The organism is Azohydromonas caseinilytica (assembly GCF_012927045.1).
Lineage (GTDB): Bacteria > Pseudomonadota > Gammaproteobacteria > Burkholderiales > Burkholderiaceae_C > Azohydromonas > Azohydromonas caseinilytica.
The window spans coordinates 1-26,190 of record NZ_JABBFW010000001.1 but is presented as its reverse complement, the minus strand read 5'-3'; the positions used below and the strand labels follow the sequence as shown (position 1 = coordinate 26,190).

The following is a 26,190-nucleotide window of genomic DNA, read 5'->3' as shown; positions in this document are numbered from 1 at the left end:
TACAATCGCGCCCGCAGCTTGCACAGTGGGCCGTTAGCTCAGTCGGTCAGAGCAGAGGACTCATAATCCTTTGGTCCGGGGTTCGAGCCCCCGACGGCCTACCAAATCTCCCTCCGTTTTCCCGTTCGCGCGGCTGGCCACCCGGCCGCGCCGGCGGCGTGGCGGGCGCCGCGAGCGCCGGGTTCCCCCGTCCCGTCCGTGCCCCGCCTGCCTTCACAGCCAAACGCGCCATGCCCGCCTTGCGACGCTTGAGCCTGTACCTCTGGATCAGCCTGCTGCTGGGCGGCTGCGCCGGCTTCAAGGGCGGCGTCGAGAGCCGTCCCTACATCGGCGAGGCGCCGCCTGCGGGTTTCGACCAAGAGCGTGAGGGTGCTGCCCTGCAAGCGCCCGACTTCGAACTGCCGGGCCTGCGGCTGAGCGTGTCCATCGACAACCGGCTGCGCCAGTACGACACGCAGGTCTATTTGTTCGTGCTGCCGCTGGTGCTCGATCCACGCCCGGCCTACGACCAGGTCAACCAGCCCGGCCGCACGCGGGTACGGCTGAGCGTCACCCCCACGATGTCCGGCTTCGTGTTCCGCCCCGGCGAGGCCGTGCTGGCCGTGGCGCAGCAGCGCTTCGGCGGCGTGGCAGGCTTTCAATTCGGCATGTGGGACGAGCAGGGCCGGCGCGTACGCGAGGGCGGCCGCTGGGCAGACCGCCCGGTGGCGCCAGAGCTGGCGCTGAGCGACACCGGCCGCACCTACCACCTCTCCATCGACTTCGACACGCCGGTACCCAGGCCCAACGCGCGCGACCTCGCGCTGGACCTGTCGCGTGCCCTGGTCTCGCCCCAGCAGCCGGCCGTGCCGCTGATTCGCTTCGCGCCGGTGAAATGGACGCGGAGTTATTCCTGAATTCATGAGCCTGCCCGACGGACTTTACGAACTGGCCCTGACCGAGCGGCTGGCCGAGCAGCTTGATGCACGTCGCGCCGAGTTCCTGGCGCTGCCAGACAGCGCCGCCCCGCTGCTGTCCGACCAGCTGGTGCGGCAGCTCGGCGCGATCCTGGACGAGCTCTCCGGTGAGGGCGCCGACAAGGCCTTGCGCCAGCTCGATCTGGTCAACGCATTGTTGGTGACGCTGCGCGAGCGCCTGGCGCAGGAGCGCGGCACAGCAGAGGCGGCCGAGACCGTCGATCTGCTGGCCACACCGCCGCGTGTGCTCACGGCGATCCGCCATGGCGCGCCCGGATCGTGGCCGGTGCCGGAGGTGGGGCTGTCCGCGCCCTGGCTTTTCACTGCCGGCAAGGATTCGCCTTCGCTGCTCAACGAGATCCGCCGCGAGCTGGCCTCGGCCGACCAGGTGGACATCCTGGTCAGCTTCATCACCGTGTCGGGCGTGCGCAAGCTGCGCGATGTGCTGCAGCAGGTCACGGCGCTGGGAGCGGCGGGCCGGCCGGGCACGCGCATCCGCGTCCTCACCACCACCTACACCGGCGCCACGGAGGCACGCGCGCTGGACGAGCTGGCGCGCCTGCCCGGCTGCAAGGTGCGCGTGTCACTGGACGGCCGGCGCACGCGGCTGCATGCCAAGGCCTGGCTGTTCCACCGCGCCAGCGGCTTCGGCTCGGCCTATGTGGGCAGCGCCAATCTTTCGGGCGCCGCGCTCACCGGCGGGCTGGAGTGGACGGTGAAGCTGGCGCAGCGCGCACAGGAAGCGCTGTTCGCGCGGGCCGCCGCCCACTTCGAGACGCTGTGGGCCGACGCCGAATTCCAGCGTTACGACCCGGACGACCCCGAGCACCGGCGCGCCCTGGCGGCGGCGCTGGGGCGCGAGTCCTTCGGCGGCGAGGACGGCAACGTCGTTGCCGCGTTCTTCGACCTGCAGCCCAAGACCTACCAGCAGGACATGCTGGAGCAGCTGGCGCTGGAGCGGGCCCACGGCCGCCGCCGCAGCCTCGTGGTGGCGGCCACCGGCACGGGCAAGACGGTGGTGGCAGCTTTCGACTACCGCGACACCTGCCGCCACGAGGGCGGGCGGCCGCGGCTGCTGTTCGTGGCGCACCGCGAGGAAATCCTGCGCCAGGCGCTGCGCACCTATCGCGAAGTGCTGCGCGAGCCGGACTTCGGCGAGCTGCTCGTTGGCGGGCGTGAGCCCGAAGGGATGGACCACCTTTTCGCCACCATCGACAGCGTCTGCAGCCGCGACCTGGTGGCCGTCCAGGGCCCGGACTTCTGGCACACGGTGGTGGTGGACGAATGTCACCGCCTGGCGGCCGAACGCTTTGACGCCTTCGCCCGGGCGGTGCAGCCACGGCTGCTGCTGGGGCTCACGGCCACGCCGGAGCGCAGCGACGGACGGCCGCTGACGCCGTATTTCGATGCGCGCCCGGACGGCAGCCCGGCCGTGGAGCTGCGGCTGTGGCATGCGCTGGACCTGCAGCTGCTGGCGCCCTTCGAGTACTACGCCTGCGACGACGACACCGACTTTTCGGAGGTGCCCTGGGAGAAACCGGGTGAGCGCGAGGCCCTGGGCAAGCTGGTGACGGGCAATGACGGCCGGGCCCACCTGGTGATCCGGGAGTGGCAGCGCCTGGCGGCCAATCCGCGGCGCTCGCGGGCCCTGGTGTTCTGCGTGTCGGTGGAGCACGCCGAGTTCATGGCCGCCAAGCTCAACGCGGCCGGGTTGCCCGCCGCCTGCGTGACCGGCCAAACCCCGGCCGAGGAGCGCCGCCGCGCGCCGCAGCGGCTGGCGCGCGGCGAGCTGTGCGCGCTGGTGACGGTGGACCTTTACAACGAAGGCGTGGACCTGCCGCAGGTGGACACGCTGCTGCTGCTGCGCCCCACGCAGAGCCCGGTCCTGTTCCAGCAGCAGATCGGCCGCGGCTTGCGTCTGGCGCCGGGCAAGGAGAGTTGCCTGGTGCTGGACTTCGTCGGCCAGCACCGCGCCGATTTCCGCTTCGACCGGCTGCTCTCCAGCCTGACCGGACTGCCGCGCCGGGCGCTGGTGGAAGCCGTTGAGCGCGGCTTCGGCAGCCTGCCGCCGGGTTGCCACATCCACCTGCAACGCCAGACGCGCGAGCAGGTGCTGCGGGGGCTGCGCACGCTGGTGCAGCAGAACTGGCGCCGCCTGCGCACCGAGCTGCAGGCCTACGCCGCGCTGCGCGGACGCGGGGCGGTGCGGTTGGCGGATTTCATCCACGACCAGGCACTGGAGCTGGAGGACGTGTACCGGGACGGCAAGCGCAGCGGCTGGACCGCGCTGCGGCGCGATGCCGGACTGCTGGCTGGCGAGCCGGGGCCGGAGGAGGATTACTTCAGCCGCCGCTTTGCAGACCTGCTGCACGTGGACGACCCCGTACGTCTGGACCTGATGACCGCCGTGGGAGCGTCCGGCGGGCAGCTGCCCGGCAGTGATGCCGGCACGGCGCTGAAGGCCCAGATGCTGGCCTACCAGATCGATGGGCAGCACGCACAGGCCGGCAGCGGCGCGGCCTTCACCGCGCGTCTGGCGCGCCACCCGGCACTGTGCGGAGAACTGGCCGAGCTGGCCGCGTTGCTGCAGGCGCGCAGCAGCCTGCTGGACCGGCCGGTGCCGGGCCTGGAAGACACGCCGCTGCGCCTGCATGCCGCCTACGGCGTGCGCGAAGTGCTCACCGCCGTGGGCTGGCTCACGGCCGAGCGCCGCGTGCCGTTCCAGGCCGGTGTGCTGTCCCTGGCGCCGCGTCGTACCGAGCTGCTGTTCGTGACGCTGGACAAGACAGGCGTCGTTCACGACCGCTTGGCTTACCGGGACTACGCCATCAGCACCGAGCGCTTTCACTGGCAGACACAGCGCAGCGCCGGGCCGGACACCTCCAGTGGCCGGCGCTACCTGGACAGCGCTGTCAACGGCTGGCGCTTCCAGCTCTTCGTGCGCGAGCGCAAGGCTGATCCCTACCGCGCCTGCGGTCCCGTGACGCTGGAATCCGCCGAAGGCAACCGGCCCATGAGCATCGTGTGGCGGCTGCAGGTGCCGCTGCCCGCAGCGCTGTTCCGTGCCTTCAGCGTGCTGCGCGGGGTGTAGCTCAATCAGCGAGGACCGGCGTGCCAGCCCCCATCCGCCGCGCCAGCGCCGACCCGCGTCCCCACAGAAATTCGCTCAGCAGCTCCGGGTACTCCGGCCCGACTGCCTCCCGCACCGACGGCCGCCCCGCCAGCGCCGCCCGCCACGCACACACCTTCGGCAGCCCCTCCAGGCACCCGAAATCCCCGATCGTGTCGAACACGTCGAAGTAGCGGAACACCGGCCCGAACACCGCGTCCACCAGGCCAAGCTCCGGCCCGGCGAACCACGGGCCGTCGCCCAGCGCGGCTTCAACCCGTGCGAAGCGGGCGCGGATGTCCGCCGCCCGGGCCGCCAGCGCCGCCTCGTCCGGGGCGTTGTAGAAGGCGGCGATGGCGTTGAGCAGCGCCGAGCCGAATTCCATCCAGGCGCGATGCCGGGCGCGCTGTAGCGCGTCGCGCGGGTGCAGCGGCGGTAGCAGCGTCTCGTCCAGGTACTCGCAGATCACGGCGGATTCGAAGATGGCGTCGCCGCCCGCCAGCAGCACCGGCGTCTTGCCCAGCGGCGACAGCTCCAGGAACCAGCGCGGCTTGTGCGCCAGGTCCACGTCCCGGCGCTCGAAGGGCACACCCTTTTCCATCAGCACGATGGCGGCGCGCTGTACGTAGGGGCACAGCGGGTGGCTGACCAGCACCAGCGGCTCGGACGCCGGGTTCATGTCGATGCGTTCCATGGTGGTCTCCTCGTCCAGGCGTTCAGAAAGCCGGCACCAGCCGCGGGCTGCGCCGCAGCGCCAGCGCCCCATCCCCCAGCAGCCACTGCGCGACGGAGGCCACGCTCAGGAACAGCGGGTATTCCCAGCCGCCGCCGGGGCTGGTGAAGACCCAGCCGTTGGGCAGGTGGACCCACAGCGCCGCCACCATCACCGGCAGCAGCGCCAGCGCCACCTGCCGCGCGTACAGGCCCAGCAGCAGCGCCAGCCCGCCCAGCAACTCGGCGGCGAACACCGGGTAGGCCAGCGCGCCGGGATAGCCCACGCTTTCGAAGAACCGCGCCGTGCCGGGCAGGGTGAAGACGAACAGCTTCAGCAGCGCATGCGACATCCACATCACGCCCAGGCTCAGGCGCAGCAGCGTCGCGCCCCAGGCGGCCTGCGCGGCGAGGGTGGAAGAGTCAGGGGCTTCGTTCATGGCAACACTCCGTTGAGTGACAGGGTGAAGCCACTCTAGGATTGCGTCGGCGCCATGCGAATGGGCGCGGAGGCACACAATGACTGCAGCAAAGCAATACAAGCTGGGCGCGGGCGACCTGGAGCTGGTGCTGGCGCTGGTGCGCGCCGGCAGCCTCAACGGCGTGGCCGAGCGCCTGGGCGTGGACGCCTCCACCGCCTTCCGCGCCCTGCAGCGGCTGGAGCGCGGGCTGGGGCAGCCGCTGTTCGAGCGCTCGCGCAGCGGCTGCACGCCGCTGGAGCTGGCGCGCACGCTGGCCGAGCAGGCTGAAGTCCTGGAGTCGGCGCTGGAAGCGGCGCGCTCGGCGCTGCAGCAGCGGCCCGAAGCCGTGGCGGGCACGGTGCGCATCACTACCACCGACACCCTCCTGCACGGCCTGCTCGCGCCGGCGCTGCGCGAACTGCACCAGCGCCATCCGCTGCTGGGCTACGAGCTGCAGGCCGGCAACGAGCTGGCCAGCCTGACGCGGCGCGACGCCGACATCGCCCTGCGCGCCACCCGCACGCCGCCGCCGCACCTGGTGGGTCGGCAGCTCGGCCCGATCCGCGTGGCGCTGTACCGGGGCGTGAGCGCTCCGGCGTGGCGCTGGCCGGACGTGGAGGAGGGCCGCGCGCCCTGGGTCGCGCCCGACGACGCGCTGCCCGAGCACCCCACGGTGCTGTGGCGCCGGCGCCGCTTTCCCAAGGTCGTGCCCGTCTACCGCGTCAACAGCATCCTGACGGTGATGGAGCTGGTGGCGCTGGGCCTGGGCGTCGGGCTGCTGCCGCTGTTCCTGGCGCGCGGCCGCACCGACCTGCAGGCGATGAGCGCCGAGGTCGCCGACTGCCGCACCGAGCTGTGGCTGCTGGCGCACCCGGAGTCGCGCCACCTGCGCCGGGTGTCGGCGGTGTACGCCCACTTGGCGGAGGCGCTGGCGTTGGAGTGAGTGAAGAGCGGCGGAGATTGTTCAGAAATTCTGGGTAAAGCCCGCACACATTGCGTTCACTATCCAGCTTTTCCGATCAATTCATGCTTCGGCGCGCTGCTGCCCCTCACGCCACCACCGCCTCCTCCTTGCGGATGGGCGCGCGCAGCCGGCAGCAGGCGCCGCCGCCCGGGCTGGCGCCGAAGTCCACCGTGGCGCCGATCTGGCGCGAGAGCATCTGCACCAGCCGCATGCCCAGGCCGGCGCTGCGCGTCGGGTCGAAGTCCGCGGGCAGCCCCGGGCCGTTGTCGCTGATGCTCAGCGCCAGCCCCTGCGGGCCGTCCGACGCCAGCTCGATGCCCAGCACGCCGTCGCTGCGCTGCGCCAGCGCGTACTTCAGCGCGTTGGTGATCAGCTCCGTCACGATCAGCCCCAGCGGGATGGCCGTGCCTATCGGCAGCCGCAGTGGCTTCACCCGGTACTCCACGCGCACCGAGCGCTCGCTGCCGAAGGACTGCATCAGCTGCGCGCCCAGGCTGCGCAGGTAGTCCGCGAAGTCCAGCGACGACAGCGTGGACTGCTGGTACAGCCGCTGGTGCACCAGCGCCATGGCGCGCACGCGGTTCTCGGTCTCGGTGAACACTGCCTGGGTGGCCGGGTCGCGCAACTGGCGGCGCTGCAGCTGCAGCAGGCTCGTGACCACCTGCAGGTTGTTCTTCACGCGGTGGTGCACCTCCTGCAGCAGCACCTCCTTTTCCGCCAGCGAGGTGCGCATGGCCTCCTCGTCATGGCGGCGCTCGGTGATGTCCATGGTCACGCCGGTGATGCGCCCGGGCTCGCCCGCGGGGCCGAAGCTGCGCTGCGAGCGCTCCAGCAGCCAGCGCCAGCCGCCGTCGCCGTCGCCGTCGCGGAAGCGGTACTCGGCGCGGTAGGAGGGCTGCGCCGGGCTCAGCCCTTCCATCGCCGCCACCAGCGCCGAGCGGTCGTCGGGGTGCACGCGCTTGAGGAAGGGCTTGAGCAGGTGCTGCTCCTCCAGCGCCAGCCCCAGCGCCGCCTGCAGGCTGCCGATGCGCAGCACCACGCCCGTGACCAGGTCCAGCTCGAAGGCGTCCATGCACCCGGCCTCCAGCGCCAGGCGCAGCCGCTCCTCGCTCATGCGCAGCGCCTGCTCGGCGCGCTTGCGCTCGGTGATGTCGACGACGGTGCTGATGTGGAACTCGCGCCCGCCCTCGTCCTGGGTGCGGTGCGCGTCGAGCAGCGCCTCGAAGGTGGAGCCGTCGCGCCGCCGCGCCGTGAAGTCCACGCGGCAGCTGCCGCGCGCGTGCAGGTCGGCGGCGATGCGCGCGGTCAGCGTGGAGTCCACGCAGTGCCCGCTGACCTCGGCGCCGATGAGCGAGTGCGCGCTGGCGTAGCCCCACATGTGCGCGTAGGCGTCGTTGACGTAGGTGAAGCGGCCCTGGCGGTCCACGATGCTGAAGCCGGTGAGCGAATGCTGGATCGCCTCGGCCAGCCGCTTGGCCTCGGCGGTGCGCTCGGCCACGCGGCGCTCCAGCTCGTGCAGTTGCATGCGCACGGCGATGCCCGCCAGCACCGACTGCCCGATGCGCTCCAGCGTCGCGCGGTCCTGCGCGCGCCAGGCGCGCGGCTGGTGGTCGATGACGCAGAAGCTGCCCAGCACCTGCCCGTCGGGCGTGGCCAGCGGCACGCCCAGGTAGGCCCCCACGCCCAGTTCCGTGACGGCCGGGCTGTCGCGCAGCCGCGCATCGGCGCGCGTGTCGGCAATCTCCTGCACCTGGCCCGAGGTGACGACGTACTGGCAGATCGCATGCGACAGCGGCGTCTGGCGCAGGCTGGCCCAGGGCTCGGGCAGCCCGTAGGCGCTCTTGAAGAACTGGCGCCGCTCGTCCACCAGGCTGATGAGGCACAGCGGCACCTGCAGCGAGTGCGCCGCCAGCCGCGTGAAGCGGTCGAAGCTCTCCTCGGGCTCGGAGTCCATCAGCCCGGTGCGGCGCAGCGCCGCCAGCCGCTCGGGATCGTCCAGCCGCGAGTTGGGCGCCGCCACCGCCAGCCGCGCCGGCGCGCCGCCGATCCACTGCCACAGCGCGTCGTTGAGCTCGGTGAGGTGGTCGGCCTGCGCCTGCAGCGCGTCGTTGGCCGCGTACAGCGAGGCCTGCGTCTGCTGCAGCCGCGTCATCGCCTGCGACTCGGCGCTGCGCGCGCGCGCCAGCCGCTCGACGCTGCCGCGCAGCCGCCCCACGTTGCGCTGCAGCGCAACGCCGGCCCAGGCCACCAGGCCCAGCGACAGCAGGCTGCCCAGGATCGTCACGGCAGTGTTGAGGTCGGTGCGGTCCTGCGCCGTCTGCTCGTATTCCGCCAGCAGCCGCAGCTCCTCGGCGTCGAGCTCGTGCAGCAGGGCGTCGATGTCGTTGACCATGTGGCGGGTCGAGCCGGTGGCGATGCGCTGCCGCGCGGACGCCATGCCCTCGTGGGCGGCAGCATTCAGCAGCTCGTCCACGAAGCGCAGGTAGCCCAGCAGCAGCGGGCCCAGCTGCTCCAGGCGCCGCTGCTGCGCCGGCTGCCCGGCCGTGAGCTCGCGCAGGCGCTGCAGCCGCTGCGGCAGCCGCTCGCGCGCGCTGCGGTAGGGCTCGAGCCAGTCGTCCTGGCCGCTGATGGTGAAGCCGCGCACGGCGCGCGACAGGTCCTTGACGTCGTTGCCGAAGGCGGCGACCTCCAGCCGCACCTGCAGCGTGTGGCGGCGCAGCTCGCCGGCATCGGCCACGCGGCGCTGCGTCCACAGCGCCACGGCCGCCACCGCCAGCAGCAGCACCAGCGCGACGGCAATGGCCCGGGGAAAGGGCAGGCGGACGGAAAAGGGCGGGCGCAAGGGCATGGGTTCACTTCTTCCGTCGGCCCTGAGCGCGGCGCCGGGCCCGTGGCGCGAGCGTGTCGCGGGCGCTGCGGCCGGCTCAGCCCGAGCGGAGGGCTTTCAGTTCAGGCGGAAAAAGCGAAACACGGAGCGGGGCGGTTGCTGGGGCGACGGCCGCGCGCGCGGTTCAGGTGACCTGGGCCAGCGGCAGGGCCTCGTGCTCCATGGCGGGCACGGAGCTGGTGTTGGCCGCGGGCGGGCGGCGCTGGCCCGCGGCGTCGAGCCCCTCGCGCGCCAGGCGCTCGGTGGCGTCGCGCAGCACCAGCACCGCGCCCATGCGCAGCCCGAACTCGCCTTCAACCAGCGCGGCCGACTCGTCCACCGTCACCACCGCGCGCGCGCTGTTGCGGCGCAGCAGCCGCCGCCCGTGCTGCACGCCGATGTGGCGGTTCTGCGCCAGTGCCTGCAGCGCCGCCGGGGGCTCGGTGTCGCCGGGGGCGAAGCGCACCACCTCCGCCAGGCGCCGTCCCACCGCCTCCTCGGCGCTCCAGCCGGTGAGCGCCTCGGCGGCGGGATTGATGAAGCGCAGCGTGGCGTCGGGGTTGACCACGATCACGCCGTCCTGCACGCAGCGCAGCGTGGCGGCGAACCAGCGCTCGGACTCGCGCAGCCGCCGCTCCAGCTGGGCGCGCGACAGCGCCATCTCGATGGCCGCGCGCAGCGCCCGGCCCTCGAAGGGCTTGGTCAGGAAGCCGCAGGGCGAGGTGCGCGCCGCCTGCGCCACCGTTTCGTCGTCGCTGTGCGAGGTGAGGAAGACCACCGGCAGGCCGCTGACGCGGCCCAGCCGCGCCGCGGTCTCGATGCCGTCGATGGGGCCCTGGATGCGGATGTCCATCAGCACCAGGTCCGGGCGCTCCTGCGCCGCCAGCGCCAGCGCCTGCGGGCCGCTCTCGGCCGGGCCCAGCACACGGTAACCCATGTCCTCCAGCTGCAGCTGCAGATCCAGGGCGATCACCGCCTCGTCTTCAACGATCAGGATCGAGTACGGCGACTCCATGTTTCCCCCCGCGTCCTTTGATGCTTTTGCTGACCATGATGCAACCCGGCATTTTCCAGCATATGGAAACCGCCGTCGCTGGGGGTTGTGCGGAGACAAGATTTATTGCATGGCCCTTGACCGTGCCCGTACCGGCCCGGTAGGGGCGCCGGCGGCGCGCGCCGCCCGTGTGCCCGGCGTGGGTCGGGCGCCGGGGCGGGCGGGGCTCACTTGCCCAGCGAGGCGCGCAGGTCGCGCGACATCTTCAGGTGCTCTTCCAGGGCGGGCAGCGTCTTGGCGGCGAAGGCCTTCACGTCCGCGTCCTTGGCGCCGTCGGCGGCCTTGCGGAACATCTTGACGGTGTCCTCATGGGCCTTGATGCCCATCTCGTCGGCGTACTGGCGGTCGAAGCGCTCGCCGTCGAGCGTGCCCATGGCCTTGGCCTTGCTCTTCTGCACCGCCGAGGGCTCGGTGGGCAGCTTCACGTTCTTGCTGGATGCGAGCGTGGCGAGCTCCTCGTTGGTCTTGGTGTGGTCCTGCTCCATCCGGGCCGCGAAGTCCTTGACCTTCTGGTTGGCGCTCTTGCTCTGCGCCAGTTTGGCGGCCTCGACCTCGGCGTGGCCGTTCTGCGCGGCCTGCTCCATGAAGTTGCGGTCGCTGCGCACCATGCGGTCGGCCGCGGGTGCCAAGCTGGTGAACAGGGCCATCGTGCAGCCCAGCACGGCGGTGGAGATAAAACGCTTCATTGCTTGCTCCTCGAAGACGGAAGACCTGCCGCACGGGTTCGCGGCATGGGGCGGCTCAGCAAGCGCCACGCCCGAAGCGGCGCCTCAGCCGCGCCGGGCGAACCCGCGCAACGGGCACCACGCTTGCCGCTGCCTGCCTGCGGAAGCCCAAGGAGTCGTGCATATGGACCAGGTCATGGACGTGATGACACGCGATGTGCGCGTGGTGCAGCCCACGGACACCATCGAGCGCGCGGCGCAGCTGATGGACGAGCTCAACGTCGGCGTGGTGCCGGTGTGCGAAGGCCGCAAGCTCGTGGGCATGCTCACCGACCGCGACATCGCCGTGCGCGGCGTGGCCGCGGGCATGGACGCCAAGTCCTCCCCGGTGAGCGAGATCATGAGCGGCAGCGTGCGCTGCTGCTTCGAGGACCAGCCGCTGGAGGACGTGCTCGACGAGATGCGTGACACCCAGATCCGGCGCATGCCGGTGGTGGACCGGCAGCAGCAGATCGTGGGCATCGTCTCGCTGGGCGACCTGGCCGACCGCGGCAGCGACGAGGCCAGCGTGGGCGAGGCGCTCAAGGACATTTCCACCCCCGCGGCCCCCGACCGCAGCTGAGGGCAGCCCGCCCTCGCATTTCCCCACTCACACACCGACAAGGAGTACCAACGATGAAGCCGACGTGGATCGTGCTGGCCGACGAGGGTCGCGCCCGCATCCTGGCGCAGGAGCGGCGCGGCGCCGACCTGCAGGACGTGGAAGAGCTCACCGACGCGGCCGCCCATGCCGACGAGGCTGACCTGCAGCGCGACGCGCACGGCCGCCGCGCGCATGGCGGTACCGGGCAGGTCAGCAGCATCACCACCTCGGCCGGGGCCGACAAGCTGGAGCAGGAGGCCGACCTCTTCGCGCGCCGCGTGGCCGAGTACCTGGCGCAGGCGCTGCAGAAGGAGCATTACGGCGCGCTGCACATCGCCGCCGCGCCGCGCTTCCTGGGCCGGCTGCGCCAGCACCTGAGCCCGCAGGTGCAGCAGACGGTGGCGCAGGAGATCAACAAGGACCTGCTGCAGTTCAAGGGCCGCGACCTGGCGCAGCGCATCTTCGGCGAGGAGCCGGCGCATGACAGCAGCGGCGGGCGCAACAGCGGTCATCCCGGCACGGACGCCACCCGCGGCGTGGGGGCATGACGACAGTGCCTATGGAGAACGTCCTGGGCATGGGACTGGACGGCGAGGGCGGTGCGGATACGGCTTCTTCGTTCGGGCTCCCCGGTGCCAGCGTGAAGCGCGGCTCGAGGAGCCTTCCCCTGCAGAAGCCGGCCAAGTTCCTGGTGCTGATCGACTCGGGCGGCGCGATGGTGGCGCGGCTGTTCGACGAGGCGCGCGTGCAGGTGGCGGAGTTCGACGCCACCAGCGAGGAGGTAGCCGTCATGACCAGCGGCCTCGTCCCCGGGCGCGGCGCCGAGGCGCCGGAATGGGACCGGCCGCTGCAGGGCCATGCGCCGCAGGAGCGGCGCGAGGCGCAGGTCTACACGCTGGACGTGTAGCCGGCGCCGCGCGGCGCCGGGCTCAGTACTGTCGGCCGCCGGGCGAGTAGACCGGTGCCGGCAGCCCGGGCGGCGTGGCCATGGGCGCTGCGGGATACGGCGCCAGCGCCGGCGCAGCGCCGGGATTGCGCACCACGCGCGTCTTGCCGCCCGTGGTGACCAGCACCACCGGCTCGCCGGGCATGAAGTTCTCGTTGCCCTTGGCCTGGACGATGGCGCGGCGCTCGCCGTTGCGCAGCTGCACCAGGATCTCCACCGCGTTCTCGCGCGTGGCGCCGCGCTCGATGGCGTGGCCCACCAGCGCGCCGGCCACGGCGCCCACCACGCCGATGGCCACCGACTCGCGCCCGCTGCTGCGGCTGGAGCCGGCGATGCCGCCCAGCACGCCACCGGTGGCGGCGCCGGCGCCGCTCTGGCTGCCTTCCACGACCACGTCGCGCATGCTCAGCACGGTGGCGTCCTGCACCTGCGACAGGCGCTGCGCGTCGCCGCGCTGGATCACGTCGGGGCTGGTGGTGCTGCAGGCGGCCAGCGCGGCCGCCATGGCCAGGGCGGCCAGGGTTTTGTATTTCATGGGTTCTCCGGTCTGGATTCCCGGGCAACGGCCGCCGCGGTGGCGGCGTTGACGGCGTACTGCGCCTTGTCATGCCGCCGCCGCGGGCGGACAAGTGGCCCGGGTGCGTTCAACCGGCCAAGATTAACGGCGGAAGCGGCACGGGCGGCAAAGGCCCGGCCGCGCCGGCGGATGAGGCTCGTTCAGCCGTGCAGCCGGCTCGAGCGCGGCACGCTGGCGAGCAGGAATTCCATCTGGTCGGCCAGGATGCGGCGCCCGCGCAGGATCATGTCCTCGTGCAGGCTGGGCACGTAGGGCAGGTAGACCAGGCTCATGCGCGCCTCCTCGGGCAGCCGGTTGCCCTTGCGGCCGTTGCAGGAACGGCAGGCCGTGACGCAGTTGAGCCAGGTGTCCTGGCCGCCGCGCGAGGTGGGAATCACATGCTCGCGCGTGAGATCTTCCGGGTCGTGGTGGCGGCCGCAGTAGGCGCAGATGAAGCGGTCGCGCGCGAAGAGCTTGGTGTTGCTCAGGGCCGGCGTCTGCCGCCAGGCGCGGCTGGGAATCGCGCCGCGCACCGCGATGATCGAGTGCACTTCAATACGAGAAACGCGCCCGGTGGCGCGTTGGATGCCCCCGCGCAGCACCGCGCAAGGGTAGCCCAGGGTCCACGCGACGCCGTCGGTGGCGTAGATCACAGCCGCCTCGCGGGCGGTGATCCAGGCTTGCGGGCGTCCGGACACGTCGAGTTGCAGCACATCCACGGCAGTTCTCCCGCAACTAGCGTAATCCATTGCGCATGGACGCATCAACAGGGGATGTTTTTCCCCCATCAGGGCCATTGCGCGGCCCTGCTATCGTGCCCCGCTTATTTCATTTGCCCTTGCACCGTGCCATGAGCATCCGCACCGCCAATGTCGACGGCGTCGCCACGCTGGAGATTGCCCGCCCCGAGAAGAAGAACGCGCTCACGCAGGCCATGTACGCCGCGCTGGCGCAAGCCGTGCAGGCCGCGCAGGCCGATCCGGCCGTGCGCGCCGTCCTGATCACCGGGCAGCCCGGCATCTTCACGTCCGGCAACGACCTGGAGGATTTCCTGCAGCACCCGCCCGGCGCCGAGGACGCACCGGTGTTCGCCTTCATGGAGTCGCTGCTGGACCTGGACAAGCCGCTGGTGGCCGCCGTCACCGGCGCGGCCATCGGCATCGGCTGCACCATGCTGCTGCACTGCGACCTGGTGGTCGTCTGCGACGAGGCCAAGCTGGCGCTGCCCTTCGTCAACCTGGGGCTGGTGCCGGAGTTCGGTTCGAGCCTGCTGCTGGCGCAGCGCATCGGGCATGTGCGGGCCGCGGAGAAACTGATGCTGGGCGACGCCTTCACCGGCGCCGAGGCGGTGGAGCTGGGGCTGGCCAACGTGGTGATGCCGCCCGGCGAGGTGCTGGCGCAGGCGCGGCGCATGGCGATGCGCTTCACGCAGCTGCCGCCCGAGGCAGTGCGCCAGACCAAGTCGCTGATGCGCGCGCCGGTGCTGCCGGCGCTGCGCCAGGCGCTGCAGGCCGAGCGCGAGCTGTTCGTGCAGCGCCTGCGCAGCCCGGAGGCCAAGGAGGCCTTCCAGGCCTTCTTCGAGAAGCGGCGTCCCGACTTCTCGAAGTTCTGAAGAGGAGAGGGCTCAGGCCGGCGGCAGCGGGCGCGGCCGGCCCTGCTCGTCCACGGCGACGTAGGTCAGCACCGCCTCGGTGACCTTGAGCACCTTGCCGGCGTCGTGCAGCGGCTGGGAGTAGACGCCCACGTCCACCGTCATCGAGCTGCGCCCGACGTGGACGATCTCGGCGTAGAAGCTCAGCAGGTCGCCCACGCGCACGGGCTGCTTGAAGACGAACTCCTTGACGGCGATGGTGGCGATGCGCCCCTGGGCGCGCCGCGCGGGGAGCACGGCCCCGGCGAGATCGACTTGCGCCATCACCCAGCCGCCGAAGACGTCGCCGCTGGCGTTGACGTCCGAGGGCATCGGGATGACACGCAGCACCAGCTCCTTGTCAGTGGGCAGTACGGCAGAAACTTCTTCAGACATGGGCATGATGGCAAGGGTTGTCACTGATGTTCACATCATGCGCGCCCTGGCCCGTTCCCCTGCTGCCGACTCGGCGGCCGATCCTTCCACCCGCCGTTCCGACTGGGCGACGCTGCGCAAGCTGCTGCCTTACCTGTGGCTCTACCGCTGGCGCGTGGGCGCGGCGCTGGCCTTCATGGTGGCGGCCAAGCTGGCCAACGTCGGCGTGCCGCTGCTGCTCAAGCAGCTCGTGGACTCGCTCTCCATCCAGCCCGGCAGCGCCGCGTCGATGCTGGTGGTGCCCGTGGGGCTGCTGGTGGCCTACGCGGCGCTGCGGCTCTCGACCAGCGTGTTCACCGAGCTGCGCGAGTTGATCTTCGCGCGCGCCACCGAGGGCACGGCGCGGCGCATCTCGCTGCAGGTGTTCCGCCATCTGCACGCGCTGAGCCTGCGCTTCCACCTGGAGCGCCAGACCGGGGGCATGACGCGCGACATCGAGCGCGGCACGCGCGCGGTGCACTCGCTCATCTCCTATTCGCTCTACAGCATCCTGCCCACCCTCATCGAGGTCGGCCTGGTGCTGACGCTGCTGGCGGTGAAGTTCGATGCCGGCTTCGCCTGGATCACGCTGGCGGCGCTGGTCTGCTACATCGCCTTCACCATCAGCGTGACGGAGTGGCGCACCAAGTACCGCCGCGAGATGAACCAGCTCGACTCGCAGGCCCACACCAAGGCCATCGACTCGCTGCTGAACTACGAGACCGTCAAGTACTTCAACAACGAGGAGTTCGAGGCCCACCGCTACGACCGCAGCCTGGAGCAGCTGCGCAAGGCCGCGCTCAAGAGCCAGAGCACGCTCTCCCTGCTCAACAGCGGGCAGCAGCTCGTCATTGCCGTGGCGCTGGTGGCCATGCTGTGGCGCGCCACGCAGGGCGTGGTGGAGGGGCGCATGACGCTGGGCGACCTGGTGATGATCAACGCCTTCATGATCCAGCTCTACATCCCGCTGAACTTCCTGGGCGTGCTGTACCGCGAGATCAAGCAGTCGCTGACCGACCTGGACCGCATGTTCCACCTGCTGGAAACGCACCGGGAGGTGGCGGACGCGACCGACGCCCGGCCGCTGCGCGTCAGTGAAGGTTGCGTGCGCTTCGAGGATGTGAGCTTTGCCTACGAGGCGGCGCGGCCGATCCTGCAGGGCCTGAGCTTCGAGGTGCCGGCGGGCAAGACGGTGGCGGTGGTGGGGCCCTCCGGGGCGGGCAAGTCCACGCTGGCGCGGCTGCTCTACCGCTTCTACGACGTGGGCGGCGGGCGCATCACCATCGATGGGCAGGACATCCGCCAGGTCACGCAGGCCAGCCTGCGCCAGGCCATCGGCATCGTCCCGCAGGACACGGTGCTGTTCAACGACACGGTCGAATACAACATCGCCTACGGCCGCCCCGGCGCCAGCCGCGCCGAGGTGGAGGCTGCCGCGCGTGCTGCGCGCATCCATGACTTCATCGCCGCCACGCCCAAGGGCTACGCCACCGTGGTCGGCGAGCGCGGGTTGAAGCTCTCGGGCGGCGAGAAGCAGCGCGTGGCCATCGCGCGCACGCTGCTCAAGAACCCGCCCATCCTGATCTTCGACGAGGCCACCTCGGCGCTGGACTCGGCCAACGAGCGCGCCATCCAGGCCGAGCTCAAGAGCGCCGCGCAGGGCAAGACGGCCCTGGTGATCGCGCACCGGCTCTCCACCGTGGTGGATGCCCACCGCATCCTGGTGATGGAGCAGGGCCGCATCGTCGAGCAGGGCACGCATGCCGAGCTGCTGGCGCTGCAGGGCCGCTACGCGCGCATGTGGCAGCTGCAGCAAAGCGGGGGCGAGGCCGCGATCGACGGGCCGGCGGGCCGCGTGGCCTGACCGGCCCCCTAGAATGGCTTTCACAAACTTTACTTACCTCACCGTCAAGGAAGGAGCCCGCATGAAGAAGTCTCTGCTCGTCGCCGCGCTGTTGGTGGCCGTCGGCGCCGCGCAAGCCCAGTCCGATACGCTGAAAAAGGCCAAGGACACGGGCACCATCACCCTGGGCGTGCGCGAATCCTCCGGCGTGCTGTCCTACACCCTGGGCGGCTCCAAGTACGTCGGCTACCACGTGGCGATCTGCGAGAAGGCCGTCGAAGCCGTCGAGAAGGCCGTCGGCCGCCGCCTGGAGATCAAGTACCAGCCCGTGACCTCGCAGAACCGCATCCCGCTGGTGCAGAACGGCACCGTGGACCTGGAATGCGGCTCCACCACCAACAACCTCGCGCGCCAGAAGGACGTGGCCTTCGCCAACACCACCTTCGTCGAGCAGGTGCGCATGGCCGCCAAGGCCAGCTCGGGCATCAACTCGGTGGCCGACCTCAAGGGCAAGACGGTGGCCACCACCACCGGCACCACTTCCGTGCAGACCCTGCGCCGCCACAAGCGCGCCGAAGGCGTGGACTTCAAGGAGGTGTTCGGCAAGGACCACGCCGACAGCTTCCTGCTGGTGGACAGCGGCCGCGCCGACGTCTTCGTGATGGACTCCAGCCTGCTCGCCGGCCTGATCGCGCGCAGCAAGAACCCCGCTGACTTCAAGATCGTGGGCGAGCCGCTGTCGGTCGAGCCCATCGCCATCATGATGCGCAAGGAGGACGAGGGCCTGCGCAAGATCGTCAACCAGACGATCGGCGACATGGTCAAGTCCGGCGAGATCTACAAGCTCTACGACAAGTGGTTCATGCAGCCCACGCCGCCCACCGGTGCCGTGGTCAACCTGCCCATGAGCGACCTGCTCAAGGAGGCGCTGAAGAGCCCCAACAGCAAGCCGGCCGAGGAGTACGCCAAGAAGGTGTGACCGAACGCGGCATGGCCGTGACGAGCACGCAGTAACCGCGGGCGCGGAAAGACGCAACAGCCGTCTTCCGCGCCTTTTTCTTGGGGCGCCGCCGCGCCGGCGCCGCGAAGGGAGAACAACAACGTGGCGACTTGGGACTGGCAGGTGTTCTGCCGGGACACCATCGAAGGCGAGGTGGTGCCGCGCTGCTTTGGCAGCGACGGCTCCATCACCTACCTCGACTGGATGCTCTCGGCCTGGGGCTGGACGCTGTCGGTGGCGCTGCTGGCGCTGCTGGTGGCGCTGGTGGTGGGCTCGGTGGTGGGCATCCTGCGCACCACGCCCAGCCGCGTGCTGGTGGCGCTGGGCAACGCGTGGACGGAGCTGTTCCGCAACATCCCGTTGCTGGTGCAGCTCTTCCTCTGGTACCACGTGCTGCCGGCGCTCATCCCGCCGCTGCAAGCCTTCCCCAGCTTCATGCTGGTGGCGTTCGCGCTGGGCTACTTCACCTCGGCGCGCGTGTCGGAGCAGGTGAAGGCGGGCATCCAGGCGCTGCCGCAAGGCCAGCGCTACGCGGGGCTGGCACTGGGGCTGACGCTGCCGCAGACCTACCGCTACGTGCTGCTGCCCATGGCCTTTCGCATCGTCATCCCGCCGCTGACGAGCGAGTCGATGAACATCATCAAGAACTCGGCCGTGGCCTTCGCGGTGTCCATCGCCGAGCTGACCATGTTCGCCATGCAGGCCCAGGAGGAAACCTCGCGCGGCGTGGAGATCTACCTGGCCGTGACGGCGCTCTATTTCGTCTCCGCCCTGCTGGTCAACCGCATCGCGCTGTTCATCGAGAAGCGGCTGCGGATTCCGGGAACCGCCGTCGGGGGGGCCAAGTGATGCTCAACCTCGACTTCTCCTTCCTGACCTGGGACGTCGTCACCGGCTTCATCATCAAGGGCTTCCTGTTCTCGCTGCAGCTCACGGTGGTGGCGATGATCGGCGGCATCGTCATCGGCACGCTGCTGGCGATGATGCGGCTGTCCAGCCACAAGTGGCTGCAGGTCCCGGCGCAGCTCTACGTGGACACGCTGCGCTCCATCCCGCTGGTGATGGTGATCCTGTGGTTCTTCCTGCTCATCCCGCTGCTGACCGGGCAGCCATTGGGTGCGGAAATCTCGGCCACCATCACCTTCACCGTGTTCGAGGCCGCGTACTACTCGGAGATCATGCGCGCGGGCATCCAGAGCGTGCCGCGCGGGCAGGTCTACGCCGGCTACGCCATGGGCATGAGCTACAAGCAGACCATGCAGCTGGTGGTGCTGCCGCAGGCCTTCCGCAACATGCTGCCGGTGCTGCTGACGCAGACCATCATCCTGTTCCAGGACACTTCGCTGGTCTACGCCATCGGCGCCTACGACCTGCTCAAGGGCTTCGAGGTCGCCGGCAAGAACTACAACCGCCCCGTTGAGACCTACCTCGTCGCGGCACTCGTCTACTTCGTGATCTGCTTCAGCCTGTCCATGCTGGTCAAGCGGCTGCAGAAGCGCATCGCCATCATCCGTTGAGAGAGCATCCTCATGATCGACATCCGGAACGTCAGCAAGTGGTACGGCAGCTTCCAGGTGCTCACCGACTGCACCACCAGCATCCAGAAGGGTGAGGTCGTGGTGGTCTGCGGCCCCTCGGGCTCGGGCAAGTCCACGCTGATCAAGACCGTCAATGCCCTGGAGCCCTTCCAGAAGGGCGACATCATCGTCAACGGCGTGAGCATCGCCGACCCCAAGACCGACCTGCCCAAGCTGCGCAGCCACGTCGGCATGGTGTTCCAGCACTTCGAGCTGTTCCCGCACCTGTCGGTGACCGAGAACCTCACGCTGGCGCAGATCAAGGTGCTGGGCCGCAGCAAGGACGAGGCCCTCAAGCGCGGGCTGAAGATGCTGGACCGCGTGGGCCTGATGGCGCACAAGGACAAGTTCCCGGGGCAACTGTCCGGCGGCCAGCAGCAGCGCGTGGCCATCGCGCGCGCGCTGTCGATGGACCCGATCGTGATGCTCTTCGACGAGCCCACCTCGGCGCTGGACCCGGAGATGGTGGGCGAGGTGCTGGACGTGATGGTGCAGCTGGCCCACGAGGGCATGACCATGATGTGCGTGACGCACGAGATGGGCTTCGCGCGCAAGGTCAGCCACCGCGTGATCTTCATGGACCAGGGCAAGATCATCGAGGACTGCAACAAGGAGGAGTTCTTCGGCAACCCCGAGGCGCGCGCGCCGCGGGCCAAGGATTTCCTCTCCAAGATCCTCAACCACTGATCCGTCCCATGCCGGCCGCCGTGCTTTGAACCGCTGGCGGCCGGCGCGCAACTGAGACAGGCATTCCCTCGCGCGAGCCCATCGCGCCGCCCCGTGGCCGAGGACCAAAGGTTGCCTGTCATGACCCACCCGTCGCTGACCCGCCGCGCCCGCAGCGCGCTGTCCCTGGCCATTGCCGCCCTGCTGGCCGCCTGCGCGGCCACGCCGCCCGAGCCCGCGGCGCCGCCGCCCAGCGGCCGCCAGGTCGAGGACTTCTCCGCCGGGCTGCGCTGCATGGACGACCTGCTGCTCGACCACGGCGTGCGCGACCTCCCGCTGGCGGTGAGCGAGCCGCCCGACAGCGGCGGGCGCCAGTCGGTGGTGCCGCGCGAGTTGCTGCAGGCCACCTTCGGCGCCATGTCACGGCGCAGCCAGGCGATCCGGCTGACGGTGCCGGCCCCGGGCGGGCAGGGCGGCGCCCCGCTGATGCTGCAGGGCGCCGTGCAGCGGCCCGATGCCGCCACGCGCGCCGTCACGCTGGGCCTGCTGTCGGCGCAGGACCGCGGCGCCGTGCCCGGTGGCGCGTCCACCCAGCGCGCCACGCTGCACGGCAGCGGCGTGGCCGAGATCCGCGTCTTCGGCCAGTCATTCGTCGTGCCCACGCGCGGCGGCGATCCGCAGGCGGTGCGCGCGCTGACGGAAGTGGCCGGCATCCAGCTCGTGGGCCGGCTGGCCAAGGTGCCGTACTGGAGCTGCCTGGGCGCCGAGGCCGAGCACCCGGAGGTCGAGGCCGAGGTCCGCGACTGGTACGACACCCTGGCCGCGCGGCCCAGGGAGCTGATCGGCTGGTTCCAGAACCAGCTGCGGCTGCGCGGCGTGTACGACGGGCCGGCCGACGGCGTGGTCAACGCCAAGACCAAGGACGCTGTGGCCCGCTACCGCGAGGCGCTGGGCCTGTCGCGCGAGCCCAAGCTCACCCACGATTTCCTCAAGGCCTACCTGCGCGCCGACCACCGCCAGATCGCCGCGCGCGGCGCCGCGGCGAACAACGCACCGGCGCCGGCGCCCGCTCCGGCACAGGGCCCGGCCGCGCCCGCGCCCGCGCCCGCGCCCGCCGTGGCGACGGCCCCCGTGCCGGCCGCGGCGCCTGCCGCCGCCCCGCTGGCGCTGCGCGTGGCCACGGCCAGCGAGGCGGGGCGCTTGCGCGGCGGCGAGCGCATCGAGCTGGAGCTGCGCCCCAGCCGCGATGCGCATGTCTACTGCTTCCACCAGGACGAGCACCGGCAGGTGCGCCGTTTCTTCCCCAACCGCTTCCAGGCCGATTCGCGCGTCAATGCGGCGGCCGGGCTGCGGCTGCCGGGGCCGATGCGCTTCGAGTTGCGCATGAACGGGCAGGGCGTGAAGGAGGCGGTGTCCTGCTTCGCCACCGAGCGCGACGTGCTGCCGGCGCTGCCCGCGACGGTGGCGGGCGGGGACTTCACGCCGCTGCCGGTGTCGCTGGAGCAGGTGCGCGAGGCCTTCCAGCGTGCCGGCGCCGGCACGCTGGCGCACGAGCTGCTGGCGCTGCAGCCGCGCTGAGCGGGGCGTGTCCGATGCGGGGTCGCCGCGCAAGCGCGCCAACCCTCACTGCCTCGCCGATCGGGAGCTTTTGACCATGCCCGCCGGGACAGCCCTCCCGGTCCCGCCCCAGCAAGCTCCCATGGCCGACAGCGCCGCCGCCATGCGGCAATGAGGCCCGTGCCGAGCAGTTCGCCCCGCACGCCCGGATCGCCCGGGCCGAGGGGCCGACGGCGCTTCTCCCACCCGCTGGAGATCGCGCATGGACCTCTGCGAGCTGTCATCGCTGTTTGCCGACCAACGTCTGGGCGTGACCCGGCGCACGCTGCGCCTGGCCTGGAGCGAGGCGCACATCGATTGTTTGACCACCGACGCCCGGCTGGGCAACACCGGCGCGGCCTCCTGGTTCATGCAGATGGCCATTGGCGCCATCGCCAGCTACCGCGAGGGTGGCGCCAGCGCCGCCGTCAACCTGCGCGACCCCGCCGAGGCCAGCATCGTCTTCGTCACCCCGCCCAGCCCGGAAAAGATCAGGAGCCAGCAGCACATCAAGGGCGGCGACGTGTTCCGCCACCACGGCACGCCCGCCATCGACCCGGCCAACTACACCCAGTGAAGGAGCCCGCCATGAACGAACATGCCCTGCCGTCCCAAGCCCATCGCCTGGCCGAAGGCGAGACCCATGCCACCGACTGGGGCGCGCGCTTCACGCGCACCGGCGGGGAGCTGGTTGCCGAGCTGCCGCAGATCACCAGCGTGGGCCTGTGCAACCTGTGCGAGGTCTACAGCCACGAGGTGGTGCACGTCGCCGGCATGGCCTCGCACCATGTGTGCTTCCTCGACGGCGGTGAGTTGCGCTTTGCCTACAACGAGCGCGGCGAACTCGTCGAGCTCTACGCCCGTGGCGCCGCCGTGGCCATCGGCAAGGAAGGGCGCGTGATGGCGGCGATGGCGGGCTCGACGGCCTTGCGCGAGTTCCGCGATTGAGATCCCGGCCGACGTTCAGCTCCCGGCCACCAGCCTCCCGACCACCTCCAGCACCACCCCGGCGCGCGCCATCAGGTCGTCCTGCAGCAGCTGGATCAGCGTGGCGAGCTGCGCCAGGATGATCAGCGTGGCCGCCACCGCCTTGAGCGACATCGCCAGCGAGAACACGTTGAGCTGCTGCGCGAAGCGGTTCATCAGCCCCAGCACGCCTTCGATCACGTAGAGCAGCAGCAGCGCCGGCGCGGCCACCAGCAGCGCCAGCAGCATGATGCGGCCCAGCTCGCCTTCGAATACCCGCACGCCGCCCAGCGCCAGCCCGGCCAGCGGCTGGCGCACCGGCCAGCGGTTGAAGCTCTCGACCAGCGCGCCCACCAGCAGCATGAAGCCGCCGTGGGACATGAACACCCAGGCCGCCAGGCGGCCGAAGAAGGCACCGTTGAGCGTGGTCTGGTGGCCCGACAGCGGGTCCGCGATCTGCGCCTGCGTCGCGCCGATCTTGGTGTCGATGAGCTGCCCGGCGATCTCGAAGGCCCACAGCACGCCGGCGAACAGCAGCCCGATCGCGCCGCCGATGAAGGCCTCCTTGGCCAGCAGCGCGGCCCACTGGGATGCGCTCATGTGCACCGGCGCGGCCGAGGGCTGCAGCACCAGGCCCAGCAGCGCCACGGCCACGAACAGCGCGTTGCGCACCAACGCCGGCACCACCTCCGCGGTGAACAGCGGCACCAGCAGGAAGCACACGGCCACGCGCGTCACCGACAGGCCCAGCAGCAGGGCGGTGTCGGACAGCGAGCCGAACAGCGCCAGCGCTTCCATGCCCTTCAGCGCCGCACCAGGCCGGCGAAGTCGGTGAACACGCGGTCACCGAACTGGTAGAGCCCGCCGCCCAGCAGCGAGGCCGTCAGGAAGATCGTGATCACGATCGCGAAGAACTTCAGCACGTACTGCAGCGTCTGCTCCTGCAGCTGCGTGGCGGCCTGCACGAAGGCCACCAGCAGGCCCACCAGCGCCGCCACGATGATGGGCGGCGCCGACAGCAGCAGCACGAACCACAGCGCCTGCTGCGTCAGTTGCACGATGTCGCCGTGGTGCATGGCGGTCTCCCGGCTCCGTTGCCAAGGCAACGTGGCATGGTCAGAGGTAGGTGAGGATCAGCCCGTGGGTGAGCTTGACCCAGCCGTCGATGAGCACGAACAGCAGCAGCTTGAAGGGCATCGACACGGTGGTCGGCGACAGCATCATCATGCCCATCGCCATCAGCACGTTCGAGATCACCAGGTCGATGACCAGGAACGGCAGGAAGATCAAAAAGCCGATCTCGAAGGCCACCGCCAGCTCGCTGACGGTGAACGCCGGCACCACCACCAGGAAGTCCTGTTCGGTGAGCTTGGCGGCTTGGCCCGGCGGCAGCGCGCGCTGCGCCGTCTTCAGGAAGAACTCGCGCTCCACCGGGCGGCTGTGCTTCACCAGGAACCCGCGCAGCGGCTCCTTGGCCGTCTCGGCGGCCTTGAGCATGGAGCCGGTGCTGGCGCCGATGTTGTCGATGCCCTGCAGGCGCTGGCCCATTTCCAGGCCCACCGGCGCCATCACGTAAATGCTCAGCACCAGCGCCAGGCCGTTGAGCACCACGTTGGGCGGCACCTGCTGCAGCCCCAGCGCGTTGCGCAGCAGGCTCAGCACCACCACCAGCTTGGTGAAGGAGGTGACCATGACCGCCACGAACGGCGCCAGCGCGAGCAGGACGACCGTCAGCAGCGCCGACGAGGGGGTGAATGAGGTGAGGTCCATCGCGCGGTGGGTTGCGGGGCCGCGCCGCGCGGTTCAACTCAATGCCGTCTTGGTTGTGAAATGGCCGTTCGCACTGAGGTATCGAAGTGCGAATCCGACAGGCTCGGACGCCTGCCGCACGGCAGGAGCCGTTCACCCTTCGATACCTCAGGGCGAACGGAAATCAAGGTCCTGAGATTCCATGTAGTCCGTATCACTGGCGGGCGAAATCCAAGCACTCAGCTCGACTTTGGCCATCACGCGGCATAGCAAGCCGCCTCGTGCAGGCGGCGGAACACACTGCGCGGGACTTTGATGATGTCGCGTTCGCGCCGGGACGTTGCTAAACCGATGGCCCGCCACCAGTGCGCCCGGACTGCTGCGAGCGCGTCGCTGAAGGTTGGGATGGTTTTGGTGTACCAGGCGGCCTGGCGCATGGGCAGGCTGCCATTGCGCACGAGCGTGTTGGCCAGCAGCGTCACCAACGAGAACAGGCCCAGCAAGATCGGCGTGGTGCGTGCAATAGCCAGCGCGCTCCACTGCCGTTGCGTCTCCAACCCGAGGTGCCGGCGGGCCTCCTCGAAGGTGACCTCCAGCTGCCACCTCCGAACGAAGAACGCCACGATCTGCAGCGCTGTCATGCCCTGGTTGGTACACAGCAACGCCTGGGGATCGAAACGCCCCAACGGGTCTCGGATAAGCACCCAGCGCAGGGGCACCACCGGCAGTCCCGGGTGCTGCCACACCGCGCAGCCTGAGACGACCTCGATAGGGCGTGCTGTGAGCCCATACCAGGCCGGCACCAGCACGCGTTGCCAGCGTGTGCGGGCGTTGATCAACTTGCTGGCCAACGTGGGCAGCCGCTCGCCTTTGAGTGCCGGGCGTCCGGGGCGTCCAGGCTTGCGTGGCGGCGGCGGCGCAAACAGCCGGGCATCCAGGCGCAGCCGCGTGATGCAACTCATGCGCGGTGCCAGCGCGCTCAAAAACTCCAGTGCCGAGAAGCTCGAATCGGCCACCATCACCAACTCCCGATCTGGTAACCACCGTGCGATCTGGCGCAGCAGTTGTCGGCCGTGGTCCGTCAGCGCCTTGTGACGACGTCCGTGTTGGCGGTCGTGGCGTTCGGATGGTGCCAGGGCGGTCAGCACAGGCAGCGCCCAGACGCGATGCGCCCAGGCAATAGGTGCGAGCAGCATCACGCTGAGCCAGCGCAGACCGCCTACCTTGACGAAATGGCTGCGAGACGAGCGCACGGGATCCCGGTAGATGCCGCGTGCGGCGATGTGGGTCCCACGCCGACGCTCGATCGTGTCGTCGATACCCAGCACGATGGGTCCGTCGGGCACGAAGGCGCGCACCAGCATCCCCAGCAGCACGCGTGCTGCCACCCGTGGCGACCACACCGCGCGACTCAGAACGCGATGGAAGTTCACGAAGTGCGCTTCGCCGGCCAAGCCCAGTACCCGCAGCACGCTGGCGACGGTGCGCGCGCCGGGCACCAGCACCGCGCCCATGAGCAGCAACTGGGCATGCTGCCAAGTTCGCTGACAAAACAGCCCGGCGAAGCACAAAATGACCTGCGCGAAGCGGGTCGGCAAAACAGACATGGCCTTCTCCCTTGCCCGGAGAGAAAAGTCAGTCTACGAGCCGATCCGCTTCGCCTTTACAGCGCGGGAATGGCCAAAGTCGAGCTCAGAAGGTGTGAATGAATCTCCCGGCCGCCGGGACAATGGGCGCATGAGTCAAGCGCCGTCCGCAGCAGGGAGTGAACAAGGCCAGCCCAGCCTGTTCGGTGAAGGGGAGCTGCCCGCTGGGCAG

At 70.3% G+C, this 26,190-nt stretch carries 28 protein-coding genes and 1 tRNA gene; 17 read left to right on the top strand and 12 right to left on the bottom strand.

What is annotated here, in order from left to right; translation table 11 throughout:
• The first annotated feature begins 27 nt into the window (after positions 1-27).
• The 3 genes from HHL10_RS00140 (at position 28) to HHL10_RS00130 (ending at position 4,047) form a co-directional block, all read left to right on the top strand.
• A tRNA-Ile gene (locus HHL10_RS00140) sits at positions 28-104 on the top strand.
• 126 nt (positions 105-230) lie between these two features.
• Positions 231-896, top strand: coding sequence for a hypothetical protein (locus HHL10_RS00135; protein WP_169158325.1), 666 nt, complete (start codon positions 231-233; stop codon positions 894-896).
• A gap of 4 nt (positions 897-900) precedes the next feature.
• A complete protein-coding gene (locus HHL10_RS00130; RefSeq protein ID WP_169158324.1) occupies positions 901-4,047 on the top strand; it encodes a DEAD/DEAH box helicase in 3,147 nt (1,048 codons plus the stop codon).
• Between the two features lies 1 nt (position 4,048).
• Here HHL10_RS00130 and HHL10_RS00125 read toward each other — a convergent pair whose 3' ends face one another.
• Together HHL10_RS00125 and HHL10_RS00120 are read right to left on the bottom strand one after the other, a co-directional pair.
• On the bottom strand, positions 4,049-4,759 hold the full coding sequence (locus HHL10_RS00125; protein ID WP_235970954.1) for a glutathione S-transferase family protein: 711 nt from the start codon (positions 4,757-4,759) through the stop codon (positions 4,049-4,051).
• 22 nt (positions 4,760-4,781) lie between these two features.
• Positions 4,782-5,216: a DoxX family protein gene (locus tag HHL10_RS00120; RefSeq protein WP_169158323.1), complete on the bottom strand. Its 435-nt coding sequence runs from the start codon at positions 5,214-5,216 to the stop codon at positions 4,782-4,784.
• A gap of 79 nt (positions 5,217-5,295) precedes the next feature.
• Between HHL10_RS00120 and HHL10_RS00115 the strand changes: the two genes are divergently transcribed.
• On the top strand, positions 5,296-6,180 hold the full coding sequence (locus HHL10_RS00115; protein WP_169158322.1) for a LysR family transcriptional regulator: 885 nt from the start codon (positions 5,296-5,298) through the stop codon (positions 6,178-6,180).
• 106 nt (positions 6,181-6,286) lie between these two features.
• Here the strand turns inward: HHL10_RS00115 and HHL10_RS00110 are convergent, their stop codons facing one another.
• From HHL10_RS00110 to HHL10_RS00100, 3 genes are all read right to left on the bottom strand, one after another.
• Positions 6,287-9,049 (bottom strand): histidine kinase dimerization/phosphoacceptor domain -containing protein, encoded by a 2,763-nt coding sequence (locus HHL10_RS00110; protein ID WP_169158321.1) that lies wholly within the window; start codon positions 9,047-9,049, stop codon positions 6,287-6,289.
• 163 nt (positions 9,050-9,212) lie between these two features.
• Positions 9,213-10,082, bottom strand: a complete 870-nt coding sequence (locus HHL10_RS00105) for an ATP-binding response regulator (protein WP_169158320.1) — start codon at positions 10,080-10,082, stop codon at positions 9,213-9,215.
• 206 nt (positions 10,083-10,288) lie between these two features.
• Positions 10,289-10,807 carry a DUF4142 domain-containing protein gene (locus tag HHL10_RS00100; protein ID WP_235970952.1) on the bottom strand — a complete coding sequence of 173 codons (519 nt, stop codon included), beginning with the start codon at positions 10,805-10,807 and terminating at the stop codon, positions 10,289-10,291.
• 163 nt (positions 10,808-10,970) lie between these two features.
• On the opposite strand from HHL10_RS00100, the gene HHL10_RS00095 reads away from it, so the two are divergent.
• From HHL10_RS00095 to HHL10_RS00085, 3 genes are read left to right on the top strand one after another with little or no spacing between them, the layout of a single operon-like run.
• A complete protein-coding gene (locus tag HHL10_RS00095) occupies positions 10,971-11,408 on the top strand; it encodes a CBS domain-containing protein (RefSeq protein WP_169158319.1) in 438 nt (145 codons plus the stop codon).
• A 53-nt stretch (positions 11,409-11,461) separates the two neighbouring features.
• Positions 11,462-11,977 carry a host attachment protein gene (locus tag HHL10_RS00090; protein ID WP_169158318.1) on the top strand — a complete coding sequence of 172 codons (516 nt, stop codon included), beginning with the start codon at positions 11,462-11,464 and terminating at the stop codon, positions 11,975-11,977.
• On the top strand, positions 11,974-12,336 hold the full coding sequence (locus tag HHL10_RS00085) for a hypothetical protein (RefSeq protein ID WP_169158317.1): 363 nt from the start codon (positions 11,974-11,976) through the stop codon (positions 12,334-12,336). Before HHL10_RS00090 ends, HHL10_RS00085 begins: the two co-directional genes overlap by 4 nt.
• 22 nt (positions 12,337-12,358) lie before the next feature.
• On the opposite strand, the gene HHL10_RS00080 is transcribed toward HHL10_RS00085, so the two are convergent.
• Both HHL10_RS00080 and HHL10_RS00075 read right to left on the bottom strand, forming a co-directional pair.
• On the bottom strand, positions 12,359-12,910 hold the full coding sequence (locus HHL10_RS00080) for an outer membrane lipoprotein (RefSeq protein ID WP_169158316.1): 552 nt from the start codon (positions 12,908-12,910) through the stop codon (positions 12,359-12,361).
• A gap of 182 nt (positions 12,911-13,092) precedes the next feature.
• The gene (locus tag HHL10_RS00075; RefSeq protein WP_169158315.1) at positions 13,093-13,650 is read right to left on the bottom strand and encodes an HNH endonuclease; all 558 of its coding nucleotides are present in this window, start codon (positions 13,648-13,650) and stop codon (positions 13,093-13,095) included.
• A gap of 131 nt (positions 13,651-13,781) precedes the next feature.
• Here HHL10_RS00075 and HHL10_RS00070 point away from each other — a divergent pair, with 131 nt between their 5' ends.
• Positions 13,782-14,543, top strand: coding sequence for an enoyl-CoA hydratase (locus tag HHL10_RS00070; protein WP_169158314.1), 762 nt, complete (start codon positions 13,782-13,784; stop codon positions 14,541-14,543).
• Positions 14,544-14,555: 12 nt separating this feature from the next.
• Here the strand turns inward: HHL10_RS00070 and HHL10_RS00065 are convergent, their stop codons facing one another.
• On the bottom strand, positions 14,556-14,957 hold the full coding sequence (locus tag HHL10_RS00065) for an acyl-CoA thioesterase (protein WP_169158840.1): 402 nt from the start codon (positions 14,955-14,957) through the stop codon (positions 14,556-14,558).
• Positions 14,958-14,994: 37 nt separating this feature from the next.
• Between HHL10_RS00065 and HHL10_RS00060 the strand changes: the two genes are divergently transcribed.
• The 8 genes from HHL10_RS00060 (at position 14,995) to HHL10_RS00025 (ending at position 22,605) form a co-directional block, all read left to right on the top strand.
• On the top strand, positions 14,995-16,839 hold the full coding sequence (locus tag HHL10_RS00060; RefSeq protein WP_169158313.1) for an ABCB family ABC transporter ATP-binding protein/permease: 1,845 nt from the start codon (positions 14,995-14,997) through the stop codon (positions 16,837-16,839).
• A 61-nt stretch (positions 16,840-16,900) separates the two neighbouring features.
• Positions 16,901-17,797, top strand: a complete 897-nt coding sequence (locus HHL10_RS00055; RefSeq protein ID WP_169158312.1) for an amino acid ABC transporter substrate-binding protein — start codon at positions 16,901-16,903, stop codon at positions 17,795-17,797.
• 123 nt (positions 17,798-17,920) lie between these two features.
• Entirely contained in the window at positions 17,921-18,667 is a 747-nt protein-coding gene (locus tag HHL10_RS00050) for an amino acid ABC transporter permease (RefSeq protein WP_169158311.1), read from the top strand.
• Entirely contained in the window at positions 18,667-19,335 is a 669-nt protein-coding gene (locus HHL10_RS00045) for an amino acid ABC transporter permease (protein ID WP_169158310.1), read from the top strand. Before HHL10_RS00050 ends, HHL10_RS00045 begins: the two co-directional genes overlap by 1 nt.
• Positions 19,336-19,347: 12 nt before the next feature.
• Positions 19,348-20,082 carry an amino acid ABC transporter ATP-binding protein gene (locus tag HHL10_RS00040; RefSeq protein ID WP_169158309.1) on the top strand — a complete coding sequence of 245 codons (735 nt, stop codon included), beginning with the start codon at positions 19,348-19,350 and terminating at the stop codon, positions 20,080-20,082.
• Positions 20,083-20,202: 120 nt separating this feature from the next.
• A complete protein-coding gene (locus HHL10_RS00035; RefSeq protein WP_169158308.1) occupies positions 20,203-21,639 on the top strand; it encodes a DUF4384 domain-containing protein in 1,437 nt (478 codons plus the stop codon).
• Positions 21,640-21,880: 241 nt separating this feature from the next.
• Positions 21,881-22,234, top strand: a complete 354-nt coding sequence (locus HHL10_RS00030) for a DUF2875 family protein (protein ID WP_169158307.1) — start codon at positions 21,881-21,883, stop codon at positions 22,232-22,234.
• Between the two features lie 11 nt (positions 22,235-22,245).
• Positions 22,246-22,605, top strand: a complete 360-nt coding sequence (locus HHL10_RS00025) for a hypothetical protein (RefSeq protein ID WP_169158306.1) — start codon at positions 22,246-22,248, stop codon at positions 22,603-22,605.
• Between the two features lie 15 nt (positions 22,606-22,620).
• On the opposite strand, the gene sctT is transcribed toward HHL10_RS00025, so the two are convergent.
• From sctT to HHL10_RS00005, 4 genes are all read right to left on the bottom strand, one after another.
• Positions 22,621-23,421, bottom strand: coding sequence for a type III secretion system export apparatus subunit SctT (gene sctT, locus HHL10_RS00020; RefSeq protein ID WP_169158305.1), 801 nt, complete (start codon positions 23,419-23,421; stop codon positions 22,621-22,623).
• Between the two features lie 5 nt (positions 23,422-23,426).
• Complete coding sequence (gene sctS, locus HHL10_RS00015) at positions 23,427-23,699, bottom strand: type III secretion system export apparatus subunit SctS (protein WP_169158304.1); 273 nt, start codon at positions 23,697-23,699, stop codon at positions 23,427-23,429.
• Positions 23,700-23,739: 40 nt separating this feature from the next.
• Entirely contained in the window at positions 23,740-24,393 is a 654-nt protein-coding gene (gene sctR, locus HHL10_RS00010; protein WP_169158303.1) for a type III secretion system export apparatus subunit SctR, read from the bottom strand.
• A gap of 236 nt (positions 24,394-24,629) precedes the next feature.
• Positions 24,630-25,979, bottom strand: a complete 1,350-nt coding sequence (locus tag HHL10_RS00005) for an IS701 family transposase (RefSeq protein ID WP_169158302.1) — start codon at positions 25,977-25,979, stop codon at positions 24,630-24,632.
• Here HHL10_RS00005 and HHL10_RS30140 point away from each other — a divergent pair.
• On the top strand, positions 25,978-26,190 hold a 213-nt coding region (locus HHL10_RS30140), incomplete at its 3' end, for a hypothetical protein (RefSeq protein ID WP_205832846.1). The two genes, HHL10_RS00005 and HHL10_RS30140, sit on opposite strands and share 2 nt — an antisense overlap.

What these genes read in the sequence shown, in the direction of transcription:
- HHL10_RS00115 (WP_169158322.1), top strand. Translation starts at nt 5,296, where the DNA reads ATGACTGCAGCAAAGCAATACAAGCTGGGCGCGGGCGACCTGGAGCTG.
- sctT (WP_169158305.1), bottom strand. Translation starts at nt 23,421, where the DNA reads ATGGAAGCGCTGGCGCTGTTCGGCTCGCTGTCCGACACCGCCCTGCTG.
- HHL10_RS00110 (WP_169158321.1), bottom strand. Translation starts at nt 9,049, where the DNA reads ATGCCCTTGCGCCCGCCCTTTTCCGTCCGCCTGCCCTTTCCCCGGGCC.
- HHL10_RS00070 (WP_169158314.1), top strand. Translation starts at nt 13,782, where the DNA reads ATGAGCATCCGCACCGCCAATGTCGACGGCGTCGCCACGCTGGAGATT.
- HHL10_RS00125 (WP_235970954.1), bottom strand. Translation starts at nt 4,759, where the DNA reads ATGGAACGCATCGACATGAACCCGGCGTCCGAGCCGCTGGTGCTGGTC.
- HHL10_RS00080 (WP_169158316.1), bottom strand. Translation starts at nt 12,910, where the DNA reads ATGAAATACAAAACCCTGGCCGCCCTGGCCATGGCGGCCGCGCTGGCC.
- HHL10_RS00090 (WP_169158318.1), top strand. Translation starts at nt 11,462, where the DNA reads ATGAAGCCGACGTGGATCGTGCTGGCCGACGAGGGTCGCGCCCGCATC.
- HHL10_RS00035 (WP_169158308.1), top strand. Translation starts at nt 20,203, where the DNA reads ATGACCCACCCGTCGCTGACCCGCCGCGCCCGCAGCGCGCTGTCCCTG.
- HHL10_RS00130 (WP_169158324.1), top strand. Translation starts at nt 901, where the DNA reads ATGAGCCTGCCCGACGGACTTTACGAACTGGCCCTGACCGAGCGGCTG.
- HHL10_RS00045 (WP_169158310.1), top strand. Translation starts at nt 18,667, where the DNA reads ATGCTCAACCTCGACTTCTCCTTCCTGACCTGGGACGTCGTCACCGGC.
- HHL10_RS00095 (WP_169158319.1), top strand. Translation starts at nt 10,971, where the DNA reads ATGGACCAGGTCATGGACGTGATGACACGCGATGTGCGCGTGGTGCAG.
- HHL10_RS00105 (WP_169158320.1), bottom strand. Translation starts at nt 10,082, where the DNA reads ATGGAGTCGCCGTACTCGATCCTGATCGTTGAAGACGAGGCGGTGATC.
- HHL10_RS00040 (WP_169158309.1), top strand. Translation starts at nt 19,348, where the DNA reads ATGATCGACATCCGGAACGTCAGCAAGTGGTACGGCAGCTTCCAGGTG.
- HHL10_RS00085 (WP_169158317.1), top strand. Translation starts at nt 11,974, where the DNA reads ATGACGACAGTGCCTATGGAGAACGTCCTGGGCATGGGACTGGACGGC.
- HHL10_RS00100 (WP_235970952.1), bottom strand. Translation starts at nt 10,807, where the DNA reads ATGAAGCGTTTTATCTCCACCGCCGTGCTGGGCTGCACGATGGCCCTG.
- HHL10_RS00120 (WP_169158323.1), bottom strand. Translation starts at nt 5,216, where the DNA reads ATGAACGAAGCCCCTGACTCTTCCACCCTCGCCGCGCAGGCCGCCTGG.
- HHL10_RS00030 (WP_169158307.1), top strand. Translation starts at nt 21,881, where the DNA reads ATGGACCTCTGCGAGCTGTCATCGCTGTTTGCCGACCAACGTCTGGGC.
- HHL10_RS00025 (WP_169158306.1), top strand. Translation starts at nt 22,246, where the DNA reads ATGAACGAACATGCCCTGCCGTCCCAAGCCCATCGCCTGGCCGAAGGC.
- HHL10_RS00065 (WP_169158840.1), bottom strand. Translation starts at nt 14,957, where the DNA reads ATGTCTGAAGAAGTTTCTGCCGTACTGCCCACTGACAAGGAGCTGGTG.
- HHL10_RS00055 (WP_169158312.1), top strand. Translation starts at nt 16,901, where the DNA reads ATGAAGAAGTCTCTGCTCGTCGCCGCGCTGTTGGTGGCCGTCGGCGCC.
- HHL10_RS00060 (WP_169158313.1), top strand. Translation starts at nt 14,995, where the DNA reads ATGCGCGCCCTGGCCCGTTCCCCTGCTGCCGACTCGGCGGCCGATCCT.
- HHL10_RS00005 (WP_169158302.1), bottom strand. Translation starts at nt 25,979, where the DNA reads ATGTCTGTTTTGCCGACCCGCTTCGCGCAGGTCATTTTGTGCTTCGCC.
- sctS (WP_169158304.1), bottom strand. Translation starts at nt 23,699, where the DNA reads ATGCACCACGGCGACATCGTGCAACTGACGCAGCAGGCGCTGTGGTTC.
- HHL10_RS00135 (WP_169158325.1), top strand. Translation starts at nt 231, where the DNA reads ATGCCCGCCTTGCGACGCTTGAGCCTGTACCTCTGGATCAGCCTGCTG.
- sctR (WP_169158303.1), bottom strand. Translation starts at nt 24,393, where the DNA reads ATGGACCTCACCTCATTCACCCCCTCGTCGGCGCTGCTGACGGTCGTC.